We start from the raw sequence: 19,247 nt of genomic DNA, 5'->3' as shown, positions 1-19,247 counted from the left end.
ATATAGCGCTACTCCACCAATATCCTTACATCCACATTGAAATTAGGCCGCAAAAATTCATCCATCTCATCCACAGCTATATGTACTGGTATCACAGTTTGGCCGTTAATATTATAGGCTCCTTGGCTGATATAGGTTACATGTCCCTTGTATTCCCTGCTTCTGTCTGCTTCAGGTACTATGAACACCTGAGAGCCCACTGTTACATCCTTAATGAATCCTTCATTTACATTAGCTTCTACATAAAGGCTGCTCATATCCATCAGAGTTGCTGCTTTTTGTCCTTCCGGGATAATATCCCCAGCAACACATACAACATCATAAACAAGAGCATCGTCCATAGTAGATATTATACTGTTATTTTTTATATAGCTCATATTGCTTTTATCTCTTAATGCCTTTATCGATGCTTCTATACCTTCCATCTTGCTCCTGAGGCTTTCCAACTTAAGTTCTATCTCTTTTTTGGCTTTTTGGAAAGAGTACATGGCTTTTTCTTTTTCCATCTCTATTTCCTCCAGCGCCTTCTTTTTTGATTCAAGAGTTTTCTCAAACAAGTTATACTCATATTGGGATATGCTTCCAGCATCCAGTAACCTTTTTTGGACATTCTTTTCCTTTAATGCTTCTTCATATAGGTTTTGAGCATATAGTAAATCACTTTCAAACATTGCTGATTCTGGTATGGTATCCCATTCTTTTTCTAATTCTACCAGCAAAGCCTTCTCATCAACTCTTAGTGTATTCAATTCCATTTCCTTTTCTTTTATTTGTTGCATAAAGGGCTTTAAATCCAAAGTAATTATAGACTCACCCTTGCCGACTTTTTGTCCCTCAGTCACATTAACTTCTGTAACTGGAGCTGCAAAATTAAGAGTCAGGTTCATTATGTTTTTTGCTTTTATTATTCCAAAGGCTTCTATAGTCGCAGGTCCCTCTACCTTCTCAATTATTTCAGCATTGGCTTCTTCAACCTGTGGGCTGCATGAAGCACCAATAAATGCTGCTATAAGTAAAATCATAATTAATCTCTTCATTGTTCACACACCATCCCATCTCTCACATTTATAATACGACTGCCATAATCAGCAGCTTCCTTTGAATGAGTTACCTGGACTATGGTTTTACCTTTCTTTTCGTTTATACTTTTCAAAAGTTCCATAATATCCATACCTGTTTTGGAATCCAGATTTCCAATGGGCTCATCTGCCAAAATAATATCCGGTTCATTTATTAGAGCTCTGGCTATAGCAACCCTCTGCTGCTGACCTCCTGAAAGTTCTGCAGGCGTATGTCTTCTCCTGTCTCCTAAGCCTGTTATATCAAGTATTTCCTCCAGCCTATTCCTATAGAGCTTTGTAGATTTTCCATCCAATAAAACTGGCAGCATTATGTTTTCCTCAACATTTAAATTTGGAATAAGATTATAAAACTGAAACACAAATCCTATATCTCTTCTCCTCATAATGCTCTGCTCATTGTCATTCATCTTGCATATTTCTTTTCCCTTAATGCTAATGCTGCCTGAGGTCGCTCTTTCCAGAGCACCAATTAGATATAATAATGTGCTTTTGCCAGAGCCGGAAGGACCCATTATTGATACAAATTCCCCTTCCTTAATAGTTAAATTTATATTCTTTAGAACATCTATATTTATCTTACCCATCCTATAGGACTTGCATAAATCCACTGCTTTAATGGCCTCTGTCAAACCCTCCATCTCCTTTCTCTACTCATACTTGATGTTTTCAATGATACTAAGCTTAGATGATTTTAATGCAGGGCTTATGGATGCAATGACTGAGATGACTATTCCTGTCACTATAGAAGCCCCTATCATGCTGATTGAATAGTGCATGGGTATGTCAGTAACTAAGTATTTTAAAATTGAAGGTACTAAATAAATGAGAATAATGCCTCCCAATGCTCCCATGGTTCCTCCAATGATTCCTCCTGTAAATGCTTCTATAAATATCATCTTTATCATTTGTGCCTTGCTCATACCCATTGAACGATACATTGCCAGGAATCTTTTTCTCTCTATAAAGCTGATGGTATAGTTATTTAGGACTCCAAATACACCTATAACCATAGCCGCTACAGAAAAGCCAGTCATTATGTCAAGCAACATCTTATTGCTTTGACTATCACGCCTTTCTGATTCTTTTACCGTCATAATCCAAGGAAACCTTCTCGCAAATCTCTCTTTTAGTTCTATTGCTACTTTTTCCGGATCCTTAGAAGTCTTTATATATATTTCAGAGTAATAGCTCTGTCCCGTATCCAACTTATAGTATTTGTCTGATATAATAGCATAGCTTCCATTATACATAAGAGAATAGAAAGAACCTATAATTCTATAATTTTTCATACCGTCAGCCATTTCAATACCTATTGTGTCTCCTTTTTTCACCATCAATTGTTCCATCAGAGATTCAGATAATAAAATATTTCTACCCTCTTCCAATTGCATCAAAGTATTTTCCTTATCATTTTCCAAGTCAATATGTATAAAATCTGAGAACTTGTTTACATCTATTCCATGGATTAGATTGATTCTTGCATTTCCCCTATTGGTTTTGGTACCGTATTTTTGAAAAATACCGTAGGCTCCTTCTACTCCGTCAGTAGCTTTTATCATGTTTAATAAATTTTTGTCTGCTCTGTCCAGCTCCATGAATATATCAAAATCAAGATTCTTATAAAAGCTGGTTACTTCCTTCAGGACACTGCTGCTTACTGTATTTATCATCAATATGCTTGATATCCCTATAGTCAGCAATGCAATATTGTTGGCTATGCTTTTGTTGTGCCTCAGATTCTTTGCAGCCAATATCCCTTCATTACCAAATATCTTGCTATATAATCCCTCCAACAGTCTAAGGAGAATAGCTGTAATAAAAGGTATCAAAAGCACTATGGCTAGTGTTGAGAGCACCATTAATGGGAAACCTACAGGCAAAATCAATCTCCTGGGAAGCTGTGGCGGTACCAAAATTGATATGATAATCAGAGGAATCGCTACTATGGTTTTCCACCTTTTATTGATCCCGCTCTTTACAGATGACAAAAATATGATATCTTTTACTGAGGTTTTTACAGCTTTCCTAATAGGAAATATGGAGCTTACTATCGAAAGAATCAAGGCTAGGACAAAGGCGGCTACAAATTGTAAGGGTGTATAACTTATCTTAAGGCCTACTCCTGCAGCCCATGTGGGCATAATTGTCTTGGTCATTGCCATTAGTATGCCTATACCCAATATACAACCCAAAAAGCCTCCAATTACTCCGTAGCCTGTACTTTCAAACAATAGCACAAAATTTGTAGACCTTCTTGTAGCTCCTATACTCCTGAAGGTTCCGATTATGGGCAGCCTCTCTGCAATTATTACTTTATAAGATGTATACATTATGAATATGCTCATAAAAAGCACTATTCCTGTCATCAATATGAAGGGGGTAGATATACCTGATGAAGCATTTTTAAGCTCCGCTTCTGTTATGGTCTCTCTAACGATATATCTGTTGTACTCTTCAGCCAATACGTCCATCATTTCATTCAGTCGGCTGGAATCCTTCAGTTTTACGTATAGCTCAGTAAACCTTCCTTTGGCATCGTATATAGTGCTTATGGTGTTGATGGGAGCAACCACCGTTATATTGCTTGCATTATCATAAAAAAAGCCTATAGGTTCTGAAATGCCGCTTATACGAAACTTCATCCTGCTGTTAGCTATTTCAACATCCATAATATCTCCAACAGATAGTCCATATTTATCCGCTGTGGTCTTGCCGATTATTATTTTATTTCCCAGAAAAGGTTCAATATTTGATTCACCTGTTATGGCAAGTACCCCCATCTTTTGTAAATCCTCAAATTTTACAGCTTTTATAATCAATGGCACAATCTCTTTATCATCAATATTATAATAGCCTCCTGTTTGTAGAATGCCGGCTGCATACTCTATACCCGGAGTATTCTCTGCTTTATGGGAATCAACAAATCTCGAGGGTGAATCAGCCCCGGGATGTATTATTATTTCAGAACTACCGTAATACATTTTCAATCTTTCCAGATACAAGTTTTCCATGGTGCTGGATATAGCCATAGATGCGAAAAATAAAGCTGTAGAAACACAAATTGAAAATATGATTAAAAAAGTCCTGAATTTATTGGATTTAATGTTTTTCAATACAAACTTTAATATAATTCTCAAACTCTCACATCCTGTAAAAATATACTCCGTTACTATTTTACGGTAATTAATTGTAAAAGTCTTGTTTTTTATTAAATAACGTGTAAATTTGGGGATAAAAAAAACTTCGGGCTGTTGCCCGAAGAATTAATTATTTTCTATACTTTCTTTATTAACCTCAGTATTTTCAACTTTTTCAGCTGTCTCAGCTTTCTCAACGGCGCCTCCGGTGTTTTGTGGTGCTGGTATGTTTCCTGAATATATCGCAGCTATATCTATTCCCAGGTCTATGTTTTGCAGTTCCTGAAAATATCTCACTATAGAAACTGCCAGAGCGTTGGCTGCTTTATCTCTATATGATTCCTTCTTAATCTGTGCCAATTCTTCTTTGTTTGTTATAAATCCAAGCTCTGCAAGGATAGCAGGCATCTTAGTCTTATTAAGCACATAAAGATTAGGTCTTGCCACTGTACCTCTGTTGGGTCTCTTCAATGTTTTTATTAGCTCATCCTGGAATATGGCCGCCATGTTTTTATTGTTTATAGCATAAGCCTCATTGGGTGTATTTGGATAATACAGTGTTTCAATGCCTTGGGTACTGCTTACAAAAGCATTAAAGTGAATGCTCATGAAAAAGTCTGCATAGCTCTGATTAGCCAAATCTGTCCTTTGTTGCAAAGTAGTATATGTATCATCTTCTCTTGTCATAATGGTTTTGAAACCCAATTTGTCAAGCTTTTCTTTTAGCCTCTTTGCAACATCCAGATTCAAACTTTTTTCAAAGGTAACACCATCAGCGCCTTTTGCTCCAGGATCTTTACCTCCATGGCCCGCATCTATTGCCACAAGAATATCCTGGGGTGTCTTAGGCGTATATTTAAGCTTTATCTTTACAAGCTTGGAAACATCCTCGGATAGTTTTTCATACTCAACATTATTTTTTAATTTAAACTCAGCCTTGGTATAAATCTGACCATTTCTCTTTTCCTTGGACAATTGAATGTATTCCAATAGATTATCATTTATTCCAAATCTATCATTATCAAACTCAATATCTTGTTTTGTCTCTACCTTCAAAGTCCTGGTTTCTTCATCAAGTGCTACATTGTATTCTGCTCCATCGTTGTTATTCAAATATACGGTGGAGGAATTATAACTTTTATCATATCCAATGAATGAATAGGGCATGTCCGAAATATAAACCTTCGTTACACTTCCTTCATTTCTAATATCATAGTATACATCTGCATTAACATCCACTACGACTCTTGCAGTTCCTACTTCGAACTGACCTGTACGAACGGCACTCACCAATGGTGAGTCGGTTTCGATATTTTGTTCTGCGCCTTCCAATACAGCTCCCTGTACATCTATAACCAATCTCTTAGGATCTTCCAACTTAGTAACAAGTGTATCTATTCCCTTTGAACCCTTTATGGTTACCACATGGCTGAAGCCTTCCTTAGCTACAGTAACAGGCTGAATAATATTTGCGTATACTATTGATACGCTTTTCTTATCGGCGGATTGAGCGATCTTTGCCTTCTGCTGATCCTTTAAATCTACCACTATTCTGGTAACATAGGGTTTTACACTGAATTGCCCGATTCTTACTCTTATAATCTCATCTTTATTTATTTCCTTAGCTTCAAACTCAGTAGCTGCTACCGCATCAGCGATGTCTATAACCATCCTGTCAGGATTGGTCAGCGTAAAGTAGCTATATTTTACTGGATTATCCGCAACTATATCAAGCTGTGGGAAGCCGCCGCTGTCGTCGAATCTAATATCTTGCACTTTAACAATTACTTTCTCATTTATACTTAAAGCATTTGCGGCTTTATCATAATCAAAGGCATAATCCATATGTTTTTCAAGGAATGTGAGAGGCACATAAGCTCTCCCTTTTACCATTATGGTCTTATAGTCCATAGGTACTTCTTTACTGTTTACTACCGCCTTATCCCTGTTTATTACAAAAGCCATAGCCTGTCCATCTTTCCTTAAAGACATGGTCTGAGTCTTTATATTCCAGACTACATTGTAGCCAAGGCCTTCACCTACAGGCCGTAGAGGTATCATAACATGATTGTCTCTTATTAATGGTGCAAACTCTTTATCTGCCTTTTTACCTAATGTATATATTCCTTCTTCTTTAGTCGGGTTTTCAGCCTTTTTGGTTGACTCCGCTTCACCTATGCTTACCATTCTCTTACTGCTATCATACTTTGCTTCAATTCCAAAAGCTGTTTTTATGTAATTTATTGGGACATAAGCTCTACCATTGCTCAAAAATACTGCTTTATCTATTTTCACAGTTTTACCGTTTATAACTGTGTTAACACTCCCAATGGTAAGTCTTATGCTTTGGTTGCCTTTTTTTATGTCCATGATTCTGGTACTTGGATTATATGTAACTTTATAGCCTAAAGCCTCTGCAGCAGCCCTCATGGGAACATAGACTTTTCCACTTTGTAAAAGAGGCGGGTCAATGCCAGTAAGAGTCTTACCCATGACCTGCATGGACAAGGAAGGTTCCTTTTGGCTTTGAAGTTTTGCTGCGTCAGCAGTGCCTGATATAAATGTCATAATAAGACACACTGCTATTACAAAAATTGTTGCTTTTTTCATCAAACTCCTCCTTTTCCTTTGCTTTCAAGATATTAATTCGACTTTATCACCTCTTTTCCTCCATATTTTATATTTCAGTTTATTAACAAATTTGTTACACTATGTCGCATACTTCATATTGACGCAGTATTTGCCAGTTTTGTTGCGTTGCTTTGCGCTGCCTAGGGTATTTCTTTTAGGTCTAGTCGCTAGTCACTAGTCACTTGTCGCTGGTCTCTGGTGTTAGGGTATTCCTTCTGGGTCATTTTGAGGAACACGGATTTTCACGGAGAATAACCACGGATTAACACGGAGAGTTACTTTATTTAACCACTAAAAGACACTAAGACTTCACTAAAATACACTAAAGGGTATAATTTCGATGCTAAAGCGAACTAGAATAAGCATATGTGCTATATTGGTTGCATAGCCTAAGGTATTCCTATTCCGTCATGCTTCGAGCTACGAGTTGCGTGTAGTCAAGGTATTCCTATTGGGTGTGAGATCCTTCGCTTATCGCTCAGGATGACAAAGCTAGTGTGGGGCGCTGGGGTTGCGGAACGGTTATGAACCGTTCCCTACATTGCTGTGCTCAGGACGACAGCTATTGTATCTAAAAAAGCCCAAAAGGAATCCCCTAACACCAGAGGCTAGCGACTAGCGACCAGTGACTAATCTTAAGAGGAATACCCTAGTCAATCGATGCATATATTTCAATATAACCAAACAAGGTGGTGAATTCTATGGATAGTTTTTATGATAATGAAAGTGTTACGAAATACCTGGAGTATATGGCCTATTTGAATACTATATCCTTTTGTCTACTATCGGGCTGTGGTATCACAAAATCCATAATGGATAAAAAATCTAAATACTCAGATATTACAATCAATCTAGCTTTGTATAAAAAGGCAACTCCTCAATACCAGGATAAACCGGCTAACTATTATAGCTTTAATACATATCTATGGAAAGACAAAAAAGTAAAAAGAACCATAAGTCCTTTAGTCCAAGCCCTCTCGATAATATCCATGAATCTTACAGCCAGAAAGATTCTTGATGGTTCCTTTAGTATAAAAAATGGCGAAGAAATCGCATATTATCTCGCATATGCATCAGTAGCACAGCTAAACTTTATGTACGATAACCTCTCCAGAGAAAATCTGTTGTATTCTTCCAAGCACAAAATCGATGTATTTGGTAAGGATAATATGGAAATAGATGAAATGAGCCTTGATCTATTGCCCCAATACTATGCTTGTGAAGCTGCTGCTTTGACACAAAACCTGTTAGACAAGACCAGATACTACTTAAAACTTAATCCTAACTCAAAAAAAGCCGTAGATTATCTATTGCCTGATCTATGCCATATAGCGATAAAGGACGCTCTTTATACTTCATCTCGCACTCTATGTCAGATATGCGACAGCCTTCTTAACATTTATGAATATACCGATATCAGTAGAGCTTTGGTATATAACACAATAAATATACTGGGTCTGGAACTTTGTGAAAGAATAACATCCAAAGGAGAAATACTGAGAGTACCTGATGATACTAAGATAAGCTCATTTTTTACAATACTTATGTCTTTATCTACATTAAGCCGTCTTTACCTGCTTTGTGGTTTCCCTAATTATCTATCCAACTCCATAACATTATATAACGTTCTAAAACAGTATTGGAACGAAGAGGAAGGTCTTTACCTGAAAAGCGAAGACAACTCTATTGAATATTCTATCAAAGAAATAGGAGGAATTTTCTCCTCCCTTAAGAATTTCAGAAGATGTGCAGAAGGGTCCTATATATATGATTTAGACAGAATGATATCCACTTCCTTCAAAAACATGATTTTAAAAAGTGGAATCTTCATTAATCAAAGCTATCCCATATTGGATGATGAAACTATAAATCTTCCCAAAACCGTCAATACATCAAAGAAATCTCCTCCTGTATTCTTGGAGAGAATTGAATATAAGAGATCTAAAGCTAGATTCAAAGTCATCGATGAATACTTCCATGCTGATCATTCTCTCTGGACCAGCAGACAACTTCTTTGAATAAAACCTCATTTAGTCGACTCCATACTGAACTTAACCGCCTTTTGGCACCCGATACCTTTAGGAGCGGGAGACTTAGGGCATATTAGTTCAGTGTTGAAATAATAGAGCCATTTATCAGGTGACATTATGCTATGATCCGATATGATAAACAAGCATTCAATGTCTTCTGGAGGGATATCATGAAAAATTAAAACTTCTGCATCATATCCCTTTTCTTTATCCCTCCTTACTCTCATATTCTCATCCATACTAAGGGAATCTAACCAATACTCTTCAACCATTTTAGCTCCTTTTTCTTCAATGAATTTTTTAGCCTCTTCAAAACCTTTTATGTTTTGTAGAATAAAAGGTTCAAATAGAATATTAGCTTTATTTTCATTGCAAACCCAGCACTTCTTAGTATCCACTTTCACCTTTAATAGCGCTGTGTGAGAATGCCAATTATGGTCTTCCTTAAAATTCATACTTGCAAAGATGGCCTTTTTTCTCACGACCCAGTATGGAATATTGTCAGTTCTGTATTTATCAAAATAATTATGGAAATCATAATACTTATCAAAATAAGTTATTTTATCATCAAAATGTATTCCTTCAGCCAAGGTTTTCTCCAGGTCAATGATACTGACCACATGGTAAAGAGCTCCTGTCACAGAAAAATCCTCGAAAGTCAACGAAGTACCTCCTTATCCTATAATTTACCTTAATATTGATACATTAGTTTTAGCCAATTGGAGAAAATTATTATAGGAGGTGTTTATCCTGATTCTTATAAATTGTACTGAAAATTGTATACATCAAAAGGATGGCATGTGTACCTTGGATCATGTGGGTAAAATTTCTAACACTACATCGACAGGTTGTGAATTTTATGTAGAAAATAACAAGAAAAATATTAGTATATCAAAAGAAACCTCCTCCCAGGGCCAGTAGGCTCCAATATACAACCCAATATAAAAAAAAGCAACAAGCTTATGTATAAGCTGTCGCTTTTTCGTATTTCCTGGGAAATATTCAACATCATGTTATATAAGGTCCATATAAAAATATTGTAATAAGTAAATCGTAGAGCATGAACAATAGAAATTCTGGAATTATATGCAAGTCTTCAATGCTATTTTTCCATGCCTTTGCCATAAAATATGATATAACACTGATAGAAATCATGATCAGGTACTTGACAAAGGGGGGCTGCATAAAGCCTGGAATCATATAGTATGATAAACCAGTGTAATAGGAGTTTGCGGTTATTAATTTAATAATCATAAAAAGTCCTATTGCTATTGAGTAATTAAGCTTAGGATTCCAGGCAAATTTTCTGATTTCGAAAAACTCTACAAAAACAAGCCATAAAATTGCTGGTATGAATATAAAAGCTCTAATAACCGCTATTATCAACCCATTTATAAAAGGTGATATGCTGTTTGCTATGGCTGTGTAATAATCCTGTTTCGTTGGTTTTCCTGCAATAGCGGCATATTCTTCTCCAGTTTCAGTAAACCAGACATCATATTTAAATTCTCCCGCTGCTCTTAAGAATACCAAAGCCTCATTTTCTCCATACTTAACCATATTGATGCCTTTTATAAAATCCATCAACTTTGTAGAAAACAATTGATTGCTAATGATACCATTTTTGAAATAAGTATTAACAATCCTGAAGCCACTACCTGCTTCATCATAATAATTCTCAATAAAGACAGCAGTCAGCTCATCTTGCTTCTTATCCGGACATCTGACTTCACTGACATAAACATCGGTTTGGCTTTCTCTTCCCAGAGATTTAAGAAGCTTAAAGTTCATTTCAAAACCATGGCCTGCATTTAACGGCACTGCAGTATATAGGGTTTTTGCAGTCTGACCAGCCCTATTCCAGACATTATTTTCATAAAAAATGTACGCATAATCATTGTCAAGGCCTATTTCCAAATTTCCTATGCTTTCATTTGAAATTTGAGCATTTTCCACCTTCCGAGCTTTAAATGACCATTCACCTCTGAAAAAACTCAAATATATAATTTCTTTTTCCATAGGGGAGACTTCTCTAATAGAAACAGTGTGTAATATGCCTGCATCATCTATGGCTGCTGAAACATAAACTGGATCTTCAAAGGCATACACCTCTCCCAATTGATGTGCTCCTTCATCATCAACCATATAATACCTAAGGCCTGTTTCATCAGCTACTGCAAGAAAGATATTACCTCCTAGAGACAAAGCTTGAAAATCCTTTACCTTATCTAATATGAGGCTTTTCTCCTCATAGGCATTGCCATTTATCTTCCTTGATACATATAGCTCATAGTTTTCTGTCCAGAATATATATGGCTCCATGCCTTGGTATTTTACCAGCTTGTTTAAAGCGGCATCGGTTATGATAATATCTTCGGTCTCCTTGATGTCTGCCTTATCCTTCTCTAATATCGTTCTGGTAAACCTGTCATTTTTGGCAGTTAATATCCATATGTTATCTTGATTCATTTCTATACTTACTGTTTTTTTATAAGGACTCTTATCTATATACAGTTCTCTTGCCCACTTGTCCGAAGGTGAAGAAGTTATATGCTCCAGATTTTGATAAGTATGAAAAGAAAATATAATGAGGATAATTACTATTGTATAAATTACAGGCATATATTTTCCTTTTTTCATCTGACTCCCCCTCAGTATTTGGATAAATATATCATATTTATTTTATGTATTGAAGTAGGGAATGGCTTCACCATTCCCTACTTACTACTTAATTATAAGCCATATAGGACTCTTTAGTAATTACCTAGACCAGTAGCTAGTATCCTGGTAACCAGTGGCTAGCAGCTAGTGGCTAGAGGCTAAAGAATTATACATTATGACATGCTACATAGTGTTCCTTATCTATTTCCCTGAACTCAGGTATTTCCTGTGAGCACCTATCTGTAGCATATCTGCATCTTGCCTTAAATCTGCATCCTGGTGGCGGGTTAATTGGACTTGGCACATCGCCTTCCAGTAGAATTCTCTTTCTTGATTTCTCAACATCCGGGTCTGCAATGGGTATAGCAGACATTAGAGCCTGAGTATATGGATGAATCGGTCTCTTATATAGCTCTGTACTTGAAGCCAACTCAACCATTGTACCTAAATACATAACTCCAACTCTATCGGAAATATGCTTAACCATACTTAAGTCATGGGCTATGAAAAGGTAGGTCAGTTTCTTATCTTGCTGTAGATTGATAAGAAGATTAACAACCTGAGCCTGAATGGAAACATCTAGAGCTGATATAGGCTCATCGCAAACTATGAACTTAGGTTCCACAGCCAAGGCACGAGCAATGCCTATTCTCTGCCTCTGTCCTCCTGAGAATTCATGAGGGAATCTGTTAGCATGCTCTCTATTAAGTCCTACGGTGTGCAAAAGCTCATATATCCTTTCCATTCTCTCTTTTCCTGTGTATAGGTTATGAATATCTATACCTTCTCCAATAATGTCACCTACTGTCATTCTTGGGTCTAAAGATGCATAAGGGTCTTGGAATATCATCTGTGCTTTTTTTGTAAAATCTTTAGCTTGTTTTCTATCTAATTTATGAACATTTATACCATCAAAGATTACTTCTCCGCCTGTAGCTTCATATAGCCTTATGATAGTTCTCCCTGCTGTAGATTTTCCGCAGCCGGATTCTCCAACAAGGCCAAGGGTTTCTCCTTCTCTTATAAAGAAGTTCAATCCATCTACTGCTTTTAGAACTGCATTGCCGCCTACATAAAAGTATTTTTTAAGATCTTTTACTTCAATCAGTTTTTTATTTTCCATCATTTCACCCCTCTTTCCTTAATAGGTCTCTCAACCTTAGGTGCATATGGATGGCCTAACCAACAAGCTGCATAATGATCTTTGTTGTATTCCATATTGCATGGAGGAGTCTCATAGCAAACCTCCATTGAATATTTACATCTGGCAGCAAAGGCACATCCCTGTGGTGGGGCGAAAAGATCAGGCGGTGTACCTGTTATGGGTATTAAATGTTCCTTATTTTCTGCGTCAAGTCTTGGCACTGATTTAAGAAGTCCCCATGTATAAGGATGCTGTGGGTTGTAGAATATATCTTCTACAGTACCACTCTCAACAACTTCTCCAGCATACATGACTATTATTCTCTCAGCCATATCTGCTACAACGCCAAGATCGTGGGTAATCAATATTATTGAAGTATCAAGTTTTGATTTTAATTCCTTCATCAAATCCAGTATCTGAGCCTGAATAGTAACATCAAGTGCAGTGGTAGGTTCATCTGCAATAAGCAGTTTTGGGTTACAAGCCAAAGCTATAGCTATCATAGCTCTCTGCCTCATGCCACCGCTGAATTCATGAGGATATTGGCCTGCTCTCTTATCGGGATTAGGAATACCAACTAATTTTAACATCTCTACAGCTTTTTCCATAGCTTCTTTTTTGCTTAAATGCTGATGCTTTATCAAACCTTCAGCTATCTGTTTACCAACCATCATAGTTGGATTTAAGGATGTCATAGGATCCTGGAATATCATACCTATTTCTGAGCCTCTTATGGCTTCCATCTTTTTGTCGGAAAAATTCGTAATATCAACACCGTTAAAAATAATATTTCCGCTCTTAATCCTTCCTGGAGGCATAGGTATAAGCTTCATAATGGATTGGGCAGTAACACTTTTGCCGCAGCCAGATTCTCCAACTATAGCTATAGCTTCGGCTTTGTTCAAATGAAAGGATACTCCTCTAACAGCTTTAACTTCTCCTGCATATGTGTCAAAAGATACATGCAGATCTTTTACTTCGAGTATTTTCTCTTTTTCCATATCTTACACCTCCTACTTTCTTAATCTTGGATCCAGAGCGTCTCTCAATCCATCACCAAACAAATTCAATGACAACATAGTTATACTAATGAAAAATGCAGGTATAAACAATCTATATGGGAATACTCTCAAAACAGCTGCACCTGATGATGCCAACTGTCCCCAGCTGGACATAGGAGGTTTAACGCCTAATCCTATAAAACTAAGGAATGCTTCTGTAAATATAGCACTTGGTATTCTCATAGTCAAACTTACTATAATAACCCCTAAAGTATTTGGTATCAAATGTCTTAATATCAATCTTGAAGAATTAGCTCCCAGTGTTCTGGCAGCTAAAACAAATTCCTGTTCCTTGAGCTGCAATATCTGGCCTCTTACCAATCTTGCCATACTGAGCCATCCAGTTATAGCAAAGGATATGATAATTGGAACAACACCTGAACCCACTATAACCATGATAAGAATTATGAATATCATACTTGGTATGGCAATCATTACATCTATAAATCTCATAATTAGCATGTCTATCTTGCCGCCGTAAAAACCTGAAACGCCTCCAACCAATATTCCAATGAGCGTATCCAGCAAAGCAGCCATTAGACCAATAAAGAGCGATACACGGGCTCCCATCCAAACACGGGCCCATAGATCTCTGCCTAAATCGTCAGTACCAAACCAATGTTCAGAATTTGGAGATTGATCTGTGTTACTCAAATCATTATCGCTATGATTATAAGGAACCATCATGGGTCCTATTATTGACATTATTGTCATAACAATAATTACAATAAGTCCAAGCATAGCAATCTTGTTTTTCTTCAATCTTCTCCAAGCATCCTGCCAATAGGTCATACTGGGACGGACAATGGATTGGCTTTTTTCTTCGTTTATTCCGACATGCTTAAACTTTTCTCTGCTTATTTCCATATCATTGCTCCTCCCTTACTTGCCTACCCTGATTCTGGGATCTACTAAACCGTAGGCTATATCAACAATGAAGTTCATAAATACCAAGAACGCTCCGAAGAATATAGTCAATCCCATAACCATAGTATAGTCTAAATTTTGTATGCTCAACACATAGTGTCTTCCAAGACCTGGAATAGCAAATATCTGCTCCACAACAAAGGTACCGGTAAGCAGAGCAGCAACCAAAGGACCTAATACGGTAACAACAGGAAGAATAGCATTTCTTATCTGATGTTTAATAGTTACCTGTGCAGGAGATAAACCCTTTGCCTTTGCCGTCTTGATATAATCTTGTCCTACCACCTCAAGCATGCTGGTTCTCATCAACCTTGCTATCAAAGCCAATGTCCCTAATCCAAGGGAAAAAGTAGGCATTATGGTGTGAGCGAAACTCTTCCACTGAGCTACAGGCAGAAGCTTCCAATGTATTCCAAATAAATATTGTACTAAAGCGCCTATTACGAAACTGGGTACCGAAACACCGATTACAGCAATAACCATGCTGGCATAATCCCAGCCTTTATTATGATTAAGAGCAGCAATAATACCAAGTATCAATCCCACTGTAACCGAAAAGGCTAAAGAACGAATTCCTAACTCTGCTGAAGCTGGAAAAGCATCAGCTATTATATTGTTGACCTCTCTATTTTTATATCTTAGGGAATAACCCATATCACCCTTCACCAAATTGCCCATATATGTTGCATATTGTACAGGCAAGGGTTTGTCCAAGCCATAATACTTCATCATGTTGGCCTTTATTTCCGGGGTTATCTTTTCGCTTGTGAATGGATCACCTGGCAATATTCTTACTAAGAAAAATGTCAAGGTAGCCAGAATCCATATTGTAATAAGCGATACAAAAAATCTTTTTAAGATGTATCTAAACAAAATGTAGGCACCTCCAAACCTAGAATTAAATTTGTGAATTTTCTGTGAAATAATTGTGATTATTTTTAGAAATATTTCTCTCAAATATGGGACAAAGGTATATGTTAACATATACCTTTGTCTTGCATATTTATAACTATTTTTTTTATCCTTGATTATCTTGTAATATCAGCGTTCATGAAATCGTTTTCAGCGCCTATGAAGTTCTTAACCAATCCTGTCAAGCCATCAACATGTACCCATGCTCTTCTTCTGAAGTATACAGGAACTATAGGACCGTTTTCAAGCAAGTATTTTTCTGCTTCGAACATCTTGTCTGCTCTTGCTTTTACATCTGCAGTTGTCTTGCAGAAGTTGATCATATCAGTGTATGTCTGGTCTTCCCAACCTGTATTGTTGTGTCCGCCACCGATTACCCACAAATCAAGATAAGTCATTGGGTCATCGTAGTCTGGGCCCCAACCTGCGAATACAAGGTCATATTCGCCTTTGTTCATGAGCTCAAGTCTCTGCTTGAATGGAACCTGTTTGATTTCTAGTTTTATTCCAAGGTTCTTAGCTATCATATCCTGAATAGCTTCTGCTGATGTTCTTGCAGTATCTGAATCGTCAGTCAAGTATTCAATAGCAGGAACCTTATCAATAGTTGTGCCTATTTCTGCCAATGCTTTATCCAAATATTCCTTAGCCTTTGCAGGGTCAGCATTCTTTGGATAGAATTCCAATGGATATTCTTTAGCAAATAAATCGTTTACGCCAGCCAATAATGGTAATACGTATCTTGTAGCTGCATCTGAACCATTCTTAAGAACTGCATCTACAAAATTCTGTCTGTCTATTGCATAAGCAAATGCTTTTCTGAAGTTCGCATTTCCTACAAACTTACCAATTTCAGGATTTCTTCCCTTAACATTGAACTGGAAGTAGAATTCTGCACCGTCATAGTAGAATTTAGCCTGACCATTGTCAACAAATTCCTGTACTCTTGCAGGAGGAAGATTTACAAAGTCGAGATCTCCAGCTTCATACATGCTCATTGCAGTATTGCTGTCTGTAACTATAGCAATCTCTACTCTGTCAATCTTTATAGCATCCTTGTTCCAGTAATTAGGATTCTTTTCAAGAACAAGACCATCTTCATGTCTCCATTCTGTCATAACATATGGTCCATTGTAAAGGATCTTATCAGCTTCAGAAGCATATGCAGTTCCTTGAGCTTCTACGAAGTCCTGTCTTACTGGGAATAAGGATATGAAGTTAGTTAAAGCTAGGAAATAGCCTGTTGGTACTTCCAATGTGATTTCAAGAGTCTTATCATCTAATGCTTTAACTCCAATCTGGGAAGGATCTGAGATCTTGCCAGTGTTGTAAGCTTCACCGTTTTTAATGTAATAGCCCTGGAATGCATACTCGGAAGCTGTAGCAGGATCCAATAATCTCTTTAAACCATACTCAAAATCATGAGCTGTAACTGGTTTGCCATCGCTCCATACAGCATCTCTAAGATGGAAAGTGTAAGTAAGACCATCCTCGGAAATTTCCCAGGATTCTGCCATACCAGGAGTTACCTGTCCGTTGTCTGCAACTCTAACGAGTCCTTCATAAAGATGGTGACCCAACATGATTGCATAAGTATCTGTAGCTATCTGTTGGTCAAGTGCTGGAGGCTCTGCTCCAATTGAAAATCTCAATACTTTTGGTTCCTGTGCTGCAGGTTCTTCACCAGGAGTTGCTGGTTCCTCTGCAGGAGCCTTTGGTCCGCATGCTGTAAGTACTAAACTTAGCACAAGCAACATTACGAGCACCAATGAAAGTGATCTTTTCATCAATTCATCCCCCTTATTTTTACTTAGGCGCATATTGCTGACGCCTAAAATTTAATAAAATTATGCAGAAACAGCCTAGGCTGTACTACAACAAATTGAATAAAACTTAAAGAGTAATTTTATTATATTTATATTACACGAATCCAAGGATTTTTTCAATATATTTTATCTCCATGAAATATATATATCAAAATAATTTTCAAATTGCGAATAATGCAAGCAAGTAAAATCAATGCTTCAATATGACAAAAAATATTAATTTTTTTAAAGAAACTATTATAACATTGATATAAGATAAATATGAAATAATTTATACACTATTACCATACTTGGAAAGATAAGACTTGGGGGACATATCAATGTCCCCTTTTACTAAATGGCTTATCCAGTATGCATATGTCATAATGCTACACTATATTCATATATTTCTCTTGCAGGCTTATTCCAGCATATCCCTGAGTATTTTGTTTATGATTTGCGGATTTCCCTTACCCTTTGATGCTTTCATGCACTGTCCTACCAAGTATCCCAGTGCATTTGTTTTTCCTTTTTTGTAGTCTTCTACAGATTTTTCATTTTCACTCAATACTTTTTTTACCAGTTCAACTATTGCTCCTTCATCGCTTATCTGCCTCAATCCTAATTGATCCACAAGAGTTTCCGGATCCTTCCCCGTTTTGAACATCTCTTCGAAAACCTGTTTTGCTCCGGTGCTGCTTAATATTCCATCATCGACTAAATCTACTAATTTTCTTAAAGCTTCAGGTTTTATTTTAAGATCTTTAAGGTCAAGCTCCTTCTCCTTTATTATTCTTAACACCTCACCCATGACCCAGTTGCTTATGGCTTTGGGATTCTTATGCCCTTTGGCACAAGCTTCAAAAAAGCTTGACAATTCTTTTGTCAATGTGAGGACTGAAGCGTCATAGTCAGGGATTCCGTACTCCTCAACAAATCTTTTTTTCTTATCATCAGGAAGCTCAGGCAAAGCCTTCCTTATATCTTCAATCCAAGCCTCTTCTAATATTATGGGTACCAAATCAGGTTCAGGGAAATATCTATAGTCATGAGCTTGTTCTTTGGTTCTCATGGACACTGTAATTCCCTTTGATTCATCCCATCTACGGGTTTCCTGGACTATGGCGCCGCCTTCAGAGAGAATTTTTTTATGCCTTTCTTCTTCATATTCCAACGCCTTTTGCAGGGCTTTCATTGAGTTCATGTTCTTGATTTCCGTTTTTACACCGAATTCTTTTTGTCCTACAGACCTTATGGAAATATTGGCATCACATCTTAAGGAACCTTCCTGCATTTTGCAGTCGGAGATCTCCAGGTATTCCAGGATACCTTTAAGCTTTTCCAGGTATAATCTAGCTTCTAAGGGGCTTCTAATATCTGGTTCAGATACTATCTCTATCAGAGGCACTCCGCCTCTGTTGAAATCCACCAATGAATAATCCTCTGATTCAGTGCCGTGTATCAGCTTGCCCGCATCTTCTTCTATATGAATTCTAGTAATTCCTATATTTTTTTCCTGCCCATCTAATTCTATTTTTATTCTCCCATTCTTGCACAGTGGTTTATCATATTGGGAAATCTGGTAGGCTTTAGGCAAATCAGGGTAGAAGTAATTCTTTCTGTCTGTCTTGCTATACAATGATATCTGGCAGTTCAATGCTAAGCCTGCCTTAACTGCATACTCAACAACCTTTTTATTAAGCACGGGCAATGCACCTGGATAACCCATACACACAGGGCAGCAATTGGTATTAACTTCTCCACCAAACTCATTTTTACAGCTGCAAAATGCCTTAGTTTTCGTGCTTAGTTCTGCGTGTATTTCAAGACCTATAATCGTTTCATAATTCATAACTT

Annotated in this window: 13 protein-coding genes; 1 reads left to right on the top strand and 12 read right to left on the bottom strand. The window is 37.1% G+C overall.

The annotated features are described in order from the left end of the window. Positions 1–8: 8 nt before the first annotated feature. From ACESM9_RS03955 to ACESM9_RS03940, 4 genes are all read right to left on the bottom strand, one after another. Entirely contained in the window at positions 9–1,037 is a 1,029-nt protein-coding gene (locus tag ACESM9_RS03955; RefSeq protein ID WP_372995494.1) for an HlyD family secretion protein, read from the bottom strand. Continuing rightward, positions 1,034–1,666 (bottom strand): ABC transporter ATP-binding protein, encoded by a 633-nt coding sequence (locus ACESM9_RS03950; protein WP_372995500.1) that lies wholly within the window; start codon positions 1,664–1,666, stop codon positions 1,034–1,036. Before ACESM9_RS03950 ends, ACESM9_RS03955 begins: the two co-directional genes overlap by 4 nt. 63 nt (positions 1,667–1,729) lie before the next feature. Further along, complete coding sequence (locus ACESM9_RS03945) at positions 1,730–4,219, bottom strand: ABC transporter permease (protein WP_372995492.1); 2,490 nt, start codon at positions 4,217–4,219, stop codon at positions 1,730–1,732. Between the two features lie 126 nt (positions 4,220–4,345). Continuing rightward, positions 4,346–6,829 carry a stalk domain-containing protein gene (locus ACESM9_RS03940; protein ID WP_372995490.1) on the bottom strand — a complete coding sequence of 828 codons (2,484 nt, stop codon included), beginning with the start codon at positions 6,827–6,829 and terminating at the stop codon, positions 4,346–4,348. Between the two features lie 722 nt (positions 6,830–7,551). On the opposite strand from ACESM9_RS03940, the gene ACESM9_RS03935 reads away from it, so the two are divergent. Then, positions 7,552–8,868, top strand: a complete 1,317-nt coding sequence (locus ACESM9_RS03935; protein ID WP_372995488.1) for a hypothetical protein — start codon at positions 7,552–7,554, stop codon at positions 8,866–8,868. A gap of 8 nt (positions 8,869–8,876) precedes the next feature. On the opposite strand, the gene ACESM9_RS03930 is transcribed toward ACESM9_RS03935, so the two are convergent. The 8 genes from ACESM9_RS03930 to gatB all read right to left on the bottom strand — a co-directional run bounded on the left by ACESM9_RS03930 (position 8,877) and on the right by gatB (position 19,242). Beyond that, positions 8,877–9,542, bottom strand: coding sequence for a hypothetical protein (locus tag ACESM9_RS03930; protein WP_372995486.1), 666 nt, complete (start codon positions 9,540–9,542; stop codon positions 8,877–8,879). Positions 9,543–9,888: 346 nt separating this feature from the next. Next, on the bottom strand, positions 9,889–11,520 hold the full coding sequence (locus ACESM9_RS03925; RefSeq protein WP_372995484.1) for a hypothetical protein: 1,632 nt from the start codon (positions 11,518–11,520) through the stop codon (positions 9,889–9,891). A gap of 187 nt (positions 11,521–11,707) precedes the next feature. Then, positions 11,708–12,664, bottom strand: a complete 957-nt coding sequence (locus ACESM9_RS03920) for an ABC transporter ATP-binding protein (RefSeq protein ID WP_372995498.1) — start codon at positions 12,662–12,664, stop codon at positions 11,708–11,710. Further along, entirely contained in the window at positions 12,664–13,686 is a 1,023-nt protein-coding gene (locus tag ACESM9_RS03915; protein ID WP_372995482.1) for an ABC transporter ATP-binding protein, read from the bottom strand. The genes ACESM9_RS03920 and ACESM9_RS03915 overlap by 1 nt, the downstream gene beginning before the upstream one ends. Before the next feature lie 12 nt (positions 13,687–13,698). Then, positions 13,699–14,613: an ABC transporter permease gene (locus ACESM9_RS03910; protein WP_372995480.1), complete on the bottom strand. Its 915-nt coding sequence runs from the start codon at positions 14,611–14,613 to the stop codon at positions 13,699–13,701. 15 nt (positions 14,614–14,628) lie between these two features. Beyond that, complete coding sequence (locus tag ACESM9_RS03905; RefSeq protein WP_372995478.1) at positions 14,629–15,546, bottom strand: ABC transporter permease; 918 nt, start codon at positions 15,544–15,546, stop codon at positions 14,629–14,631. A 155-nt stretch (positions 15,547–15,701) separates the two neighbouring features. Further along, positions 15,702–17,372: a peptide ABC transporter substrate-binding protein gene (locus tag ACESM9_RS03900; RefSeq protein WP_372995476.1), complete on the bottom strand. Its 1,671-nt coding sequence runs from the start codon at positions 17,370–17,372 to the stop codon at positions 15,702–15,704. A 439-nt stretch (positions 17,373–17,811) separates the two neighbouring features. Continuing rightward, complete coding sequence (gene gatB / locus ACESM9_RS03895; protein ID WP_372995474.1) at positions 17,812–19,242, bottom strand: Asp-tRNA(Asn)/Glu-tRNA(Gln) amidotransferase subunit GatB; 1,431 nt, start codon at positions 19,240–19,242, stop codon at positions 17,812–17,814. Positions 19,243–19,247: the final 5 nt, after the last annotated feature.

Origin of the sequence: Lutispora sp., assembly GCF_041687175.1 — a bacterium.
Lineage (GTDB): Bacteria > Bacillota > Clostridia > Lutisporales > Lutisporaceae > Lutispora.
This window is presented reverse-complemented; position numbering and strand designations above follow the sequence as displayed.

Bases quoted from the DNA above. Each gene is read 5' to 3' on its own strand.
- ACESM9_RS03955 (WP_372995494.1), bottom strand. From the start codon at position 1,037: ATGAAGAGATTAATTATGATTTTACTTATAGCAGCATTTATTGGTGCT.
- ACESM9_RS03950 (WP_372995500.1), bottom strand. From the start codon at position 1,666: ATGGGTAAGATAAATATAGATGTTCTAAAGAATATAAATTTAACTATT.
- ACESM9_RS03940 (WP_372995490.1), bottom strand. From the start codon at position 6,829: ATGAAAAAAGCAACAATTTTTGTAATAGCAGTGTGTCTTATTATGACA.
- ACESM9_RS03935 (WP_372995488.1), top strand. From the start codon at position 7,552: ATGGATAGTTTTTATGATAATGAAAGTGTTACGAAATACCTGGAGTAT.
- ACESM9_RS03925 (WP_372995484.1), bottom strand. From the start codon at position 11,520: ATGAAAAAAGGAAAATATATGCCTGTAATTTATACAATAGTAATTATC.
- ACESM9_RS03920 (WP_372995498.1), bottom strand. From the start codon at position 12,664: ATGGAAAATAAAAAACTGATTGAAGTAAAAGATCTTAAAAAATACTTT.
- ACESM9_RS03915 (WP_372995482.1), bottom strand. From the start codon at position 13,686: ATGGAAAAAGAGAAAATACTCGAAGTAAAAGATCTGCATGTATCTTTT.
- ACESM9_RS03910 (WP_372995480.1), bottom strand. From the start codon at position 14,613: ATGGAAATAAGCAGAGAAAAGTTTAAGCATGTCGGAATAAACGAAGAA.
- ACESM9_RS03900 (WP_372995476.1), bottom strand. From the start codon at position 17,372: ATGAAAAGATCACTTTCATTGGTGCTCGTAATGTTGCTTGTGCTAAGT.
- gatB (WP_372995474.1), bottom strand. From the start codon at position 19,242: ATGAATTATGAAACGATTATAGGTCTTGAAATACACGCAGAACTAAGC.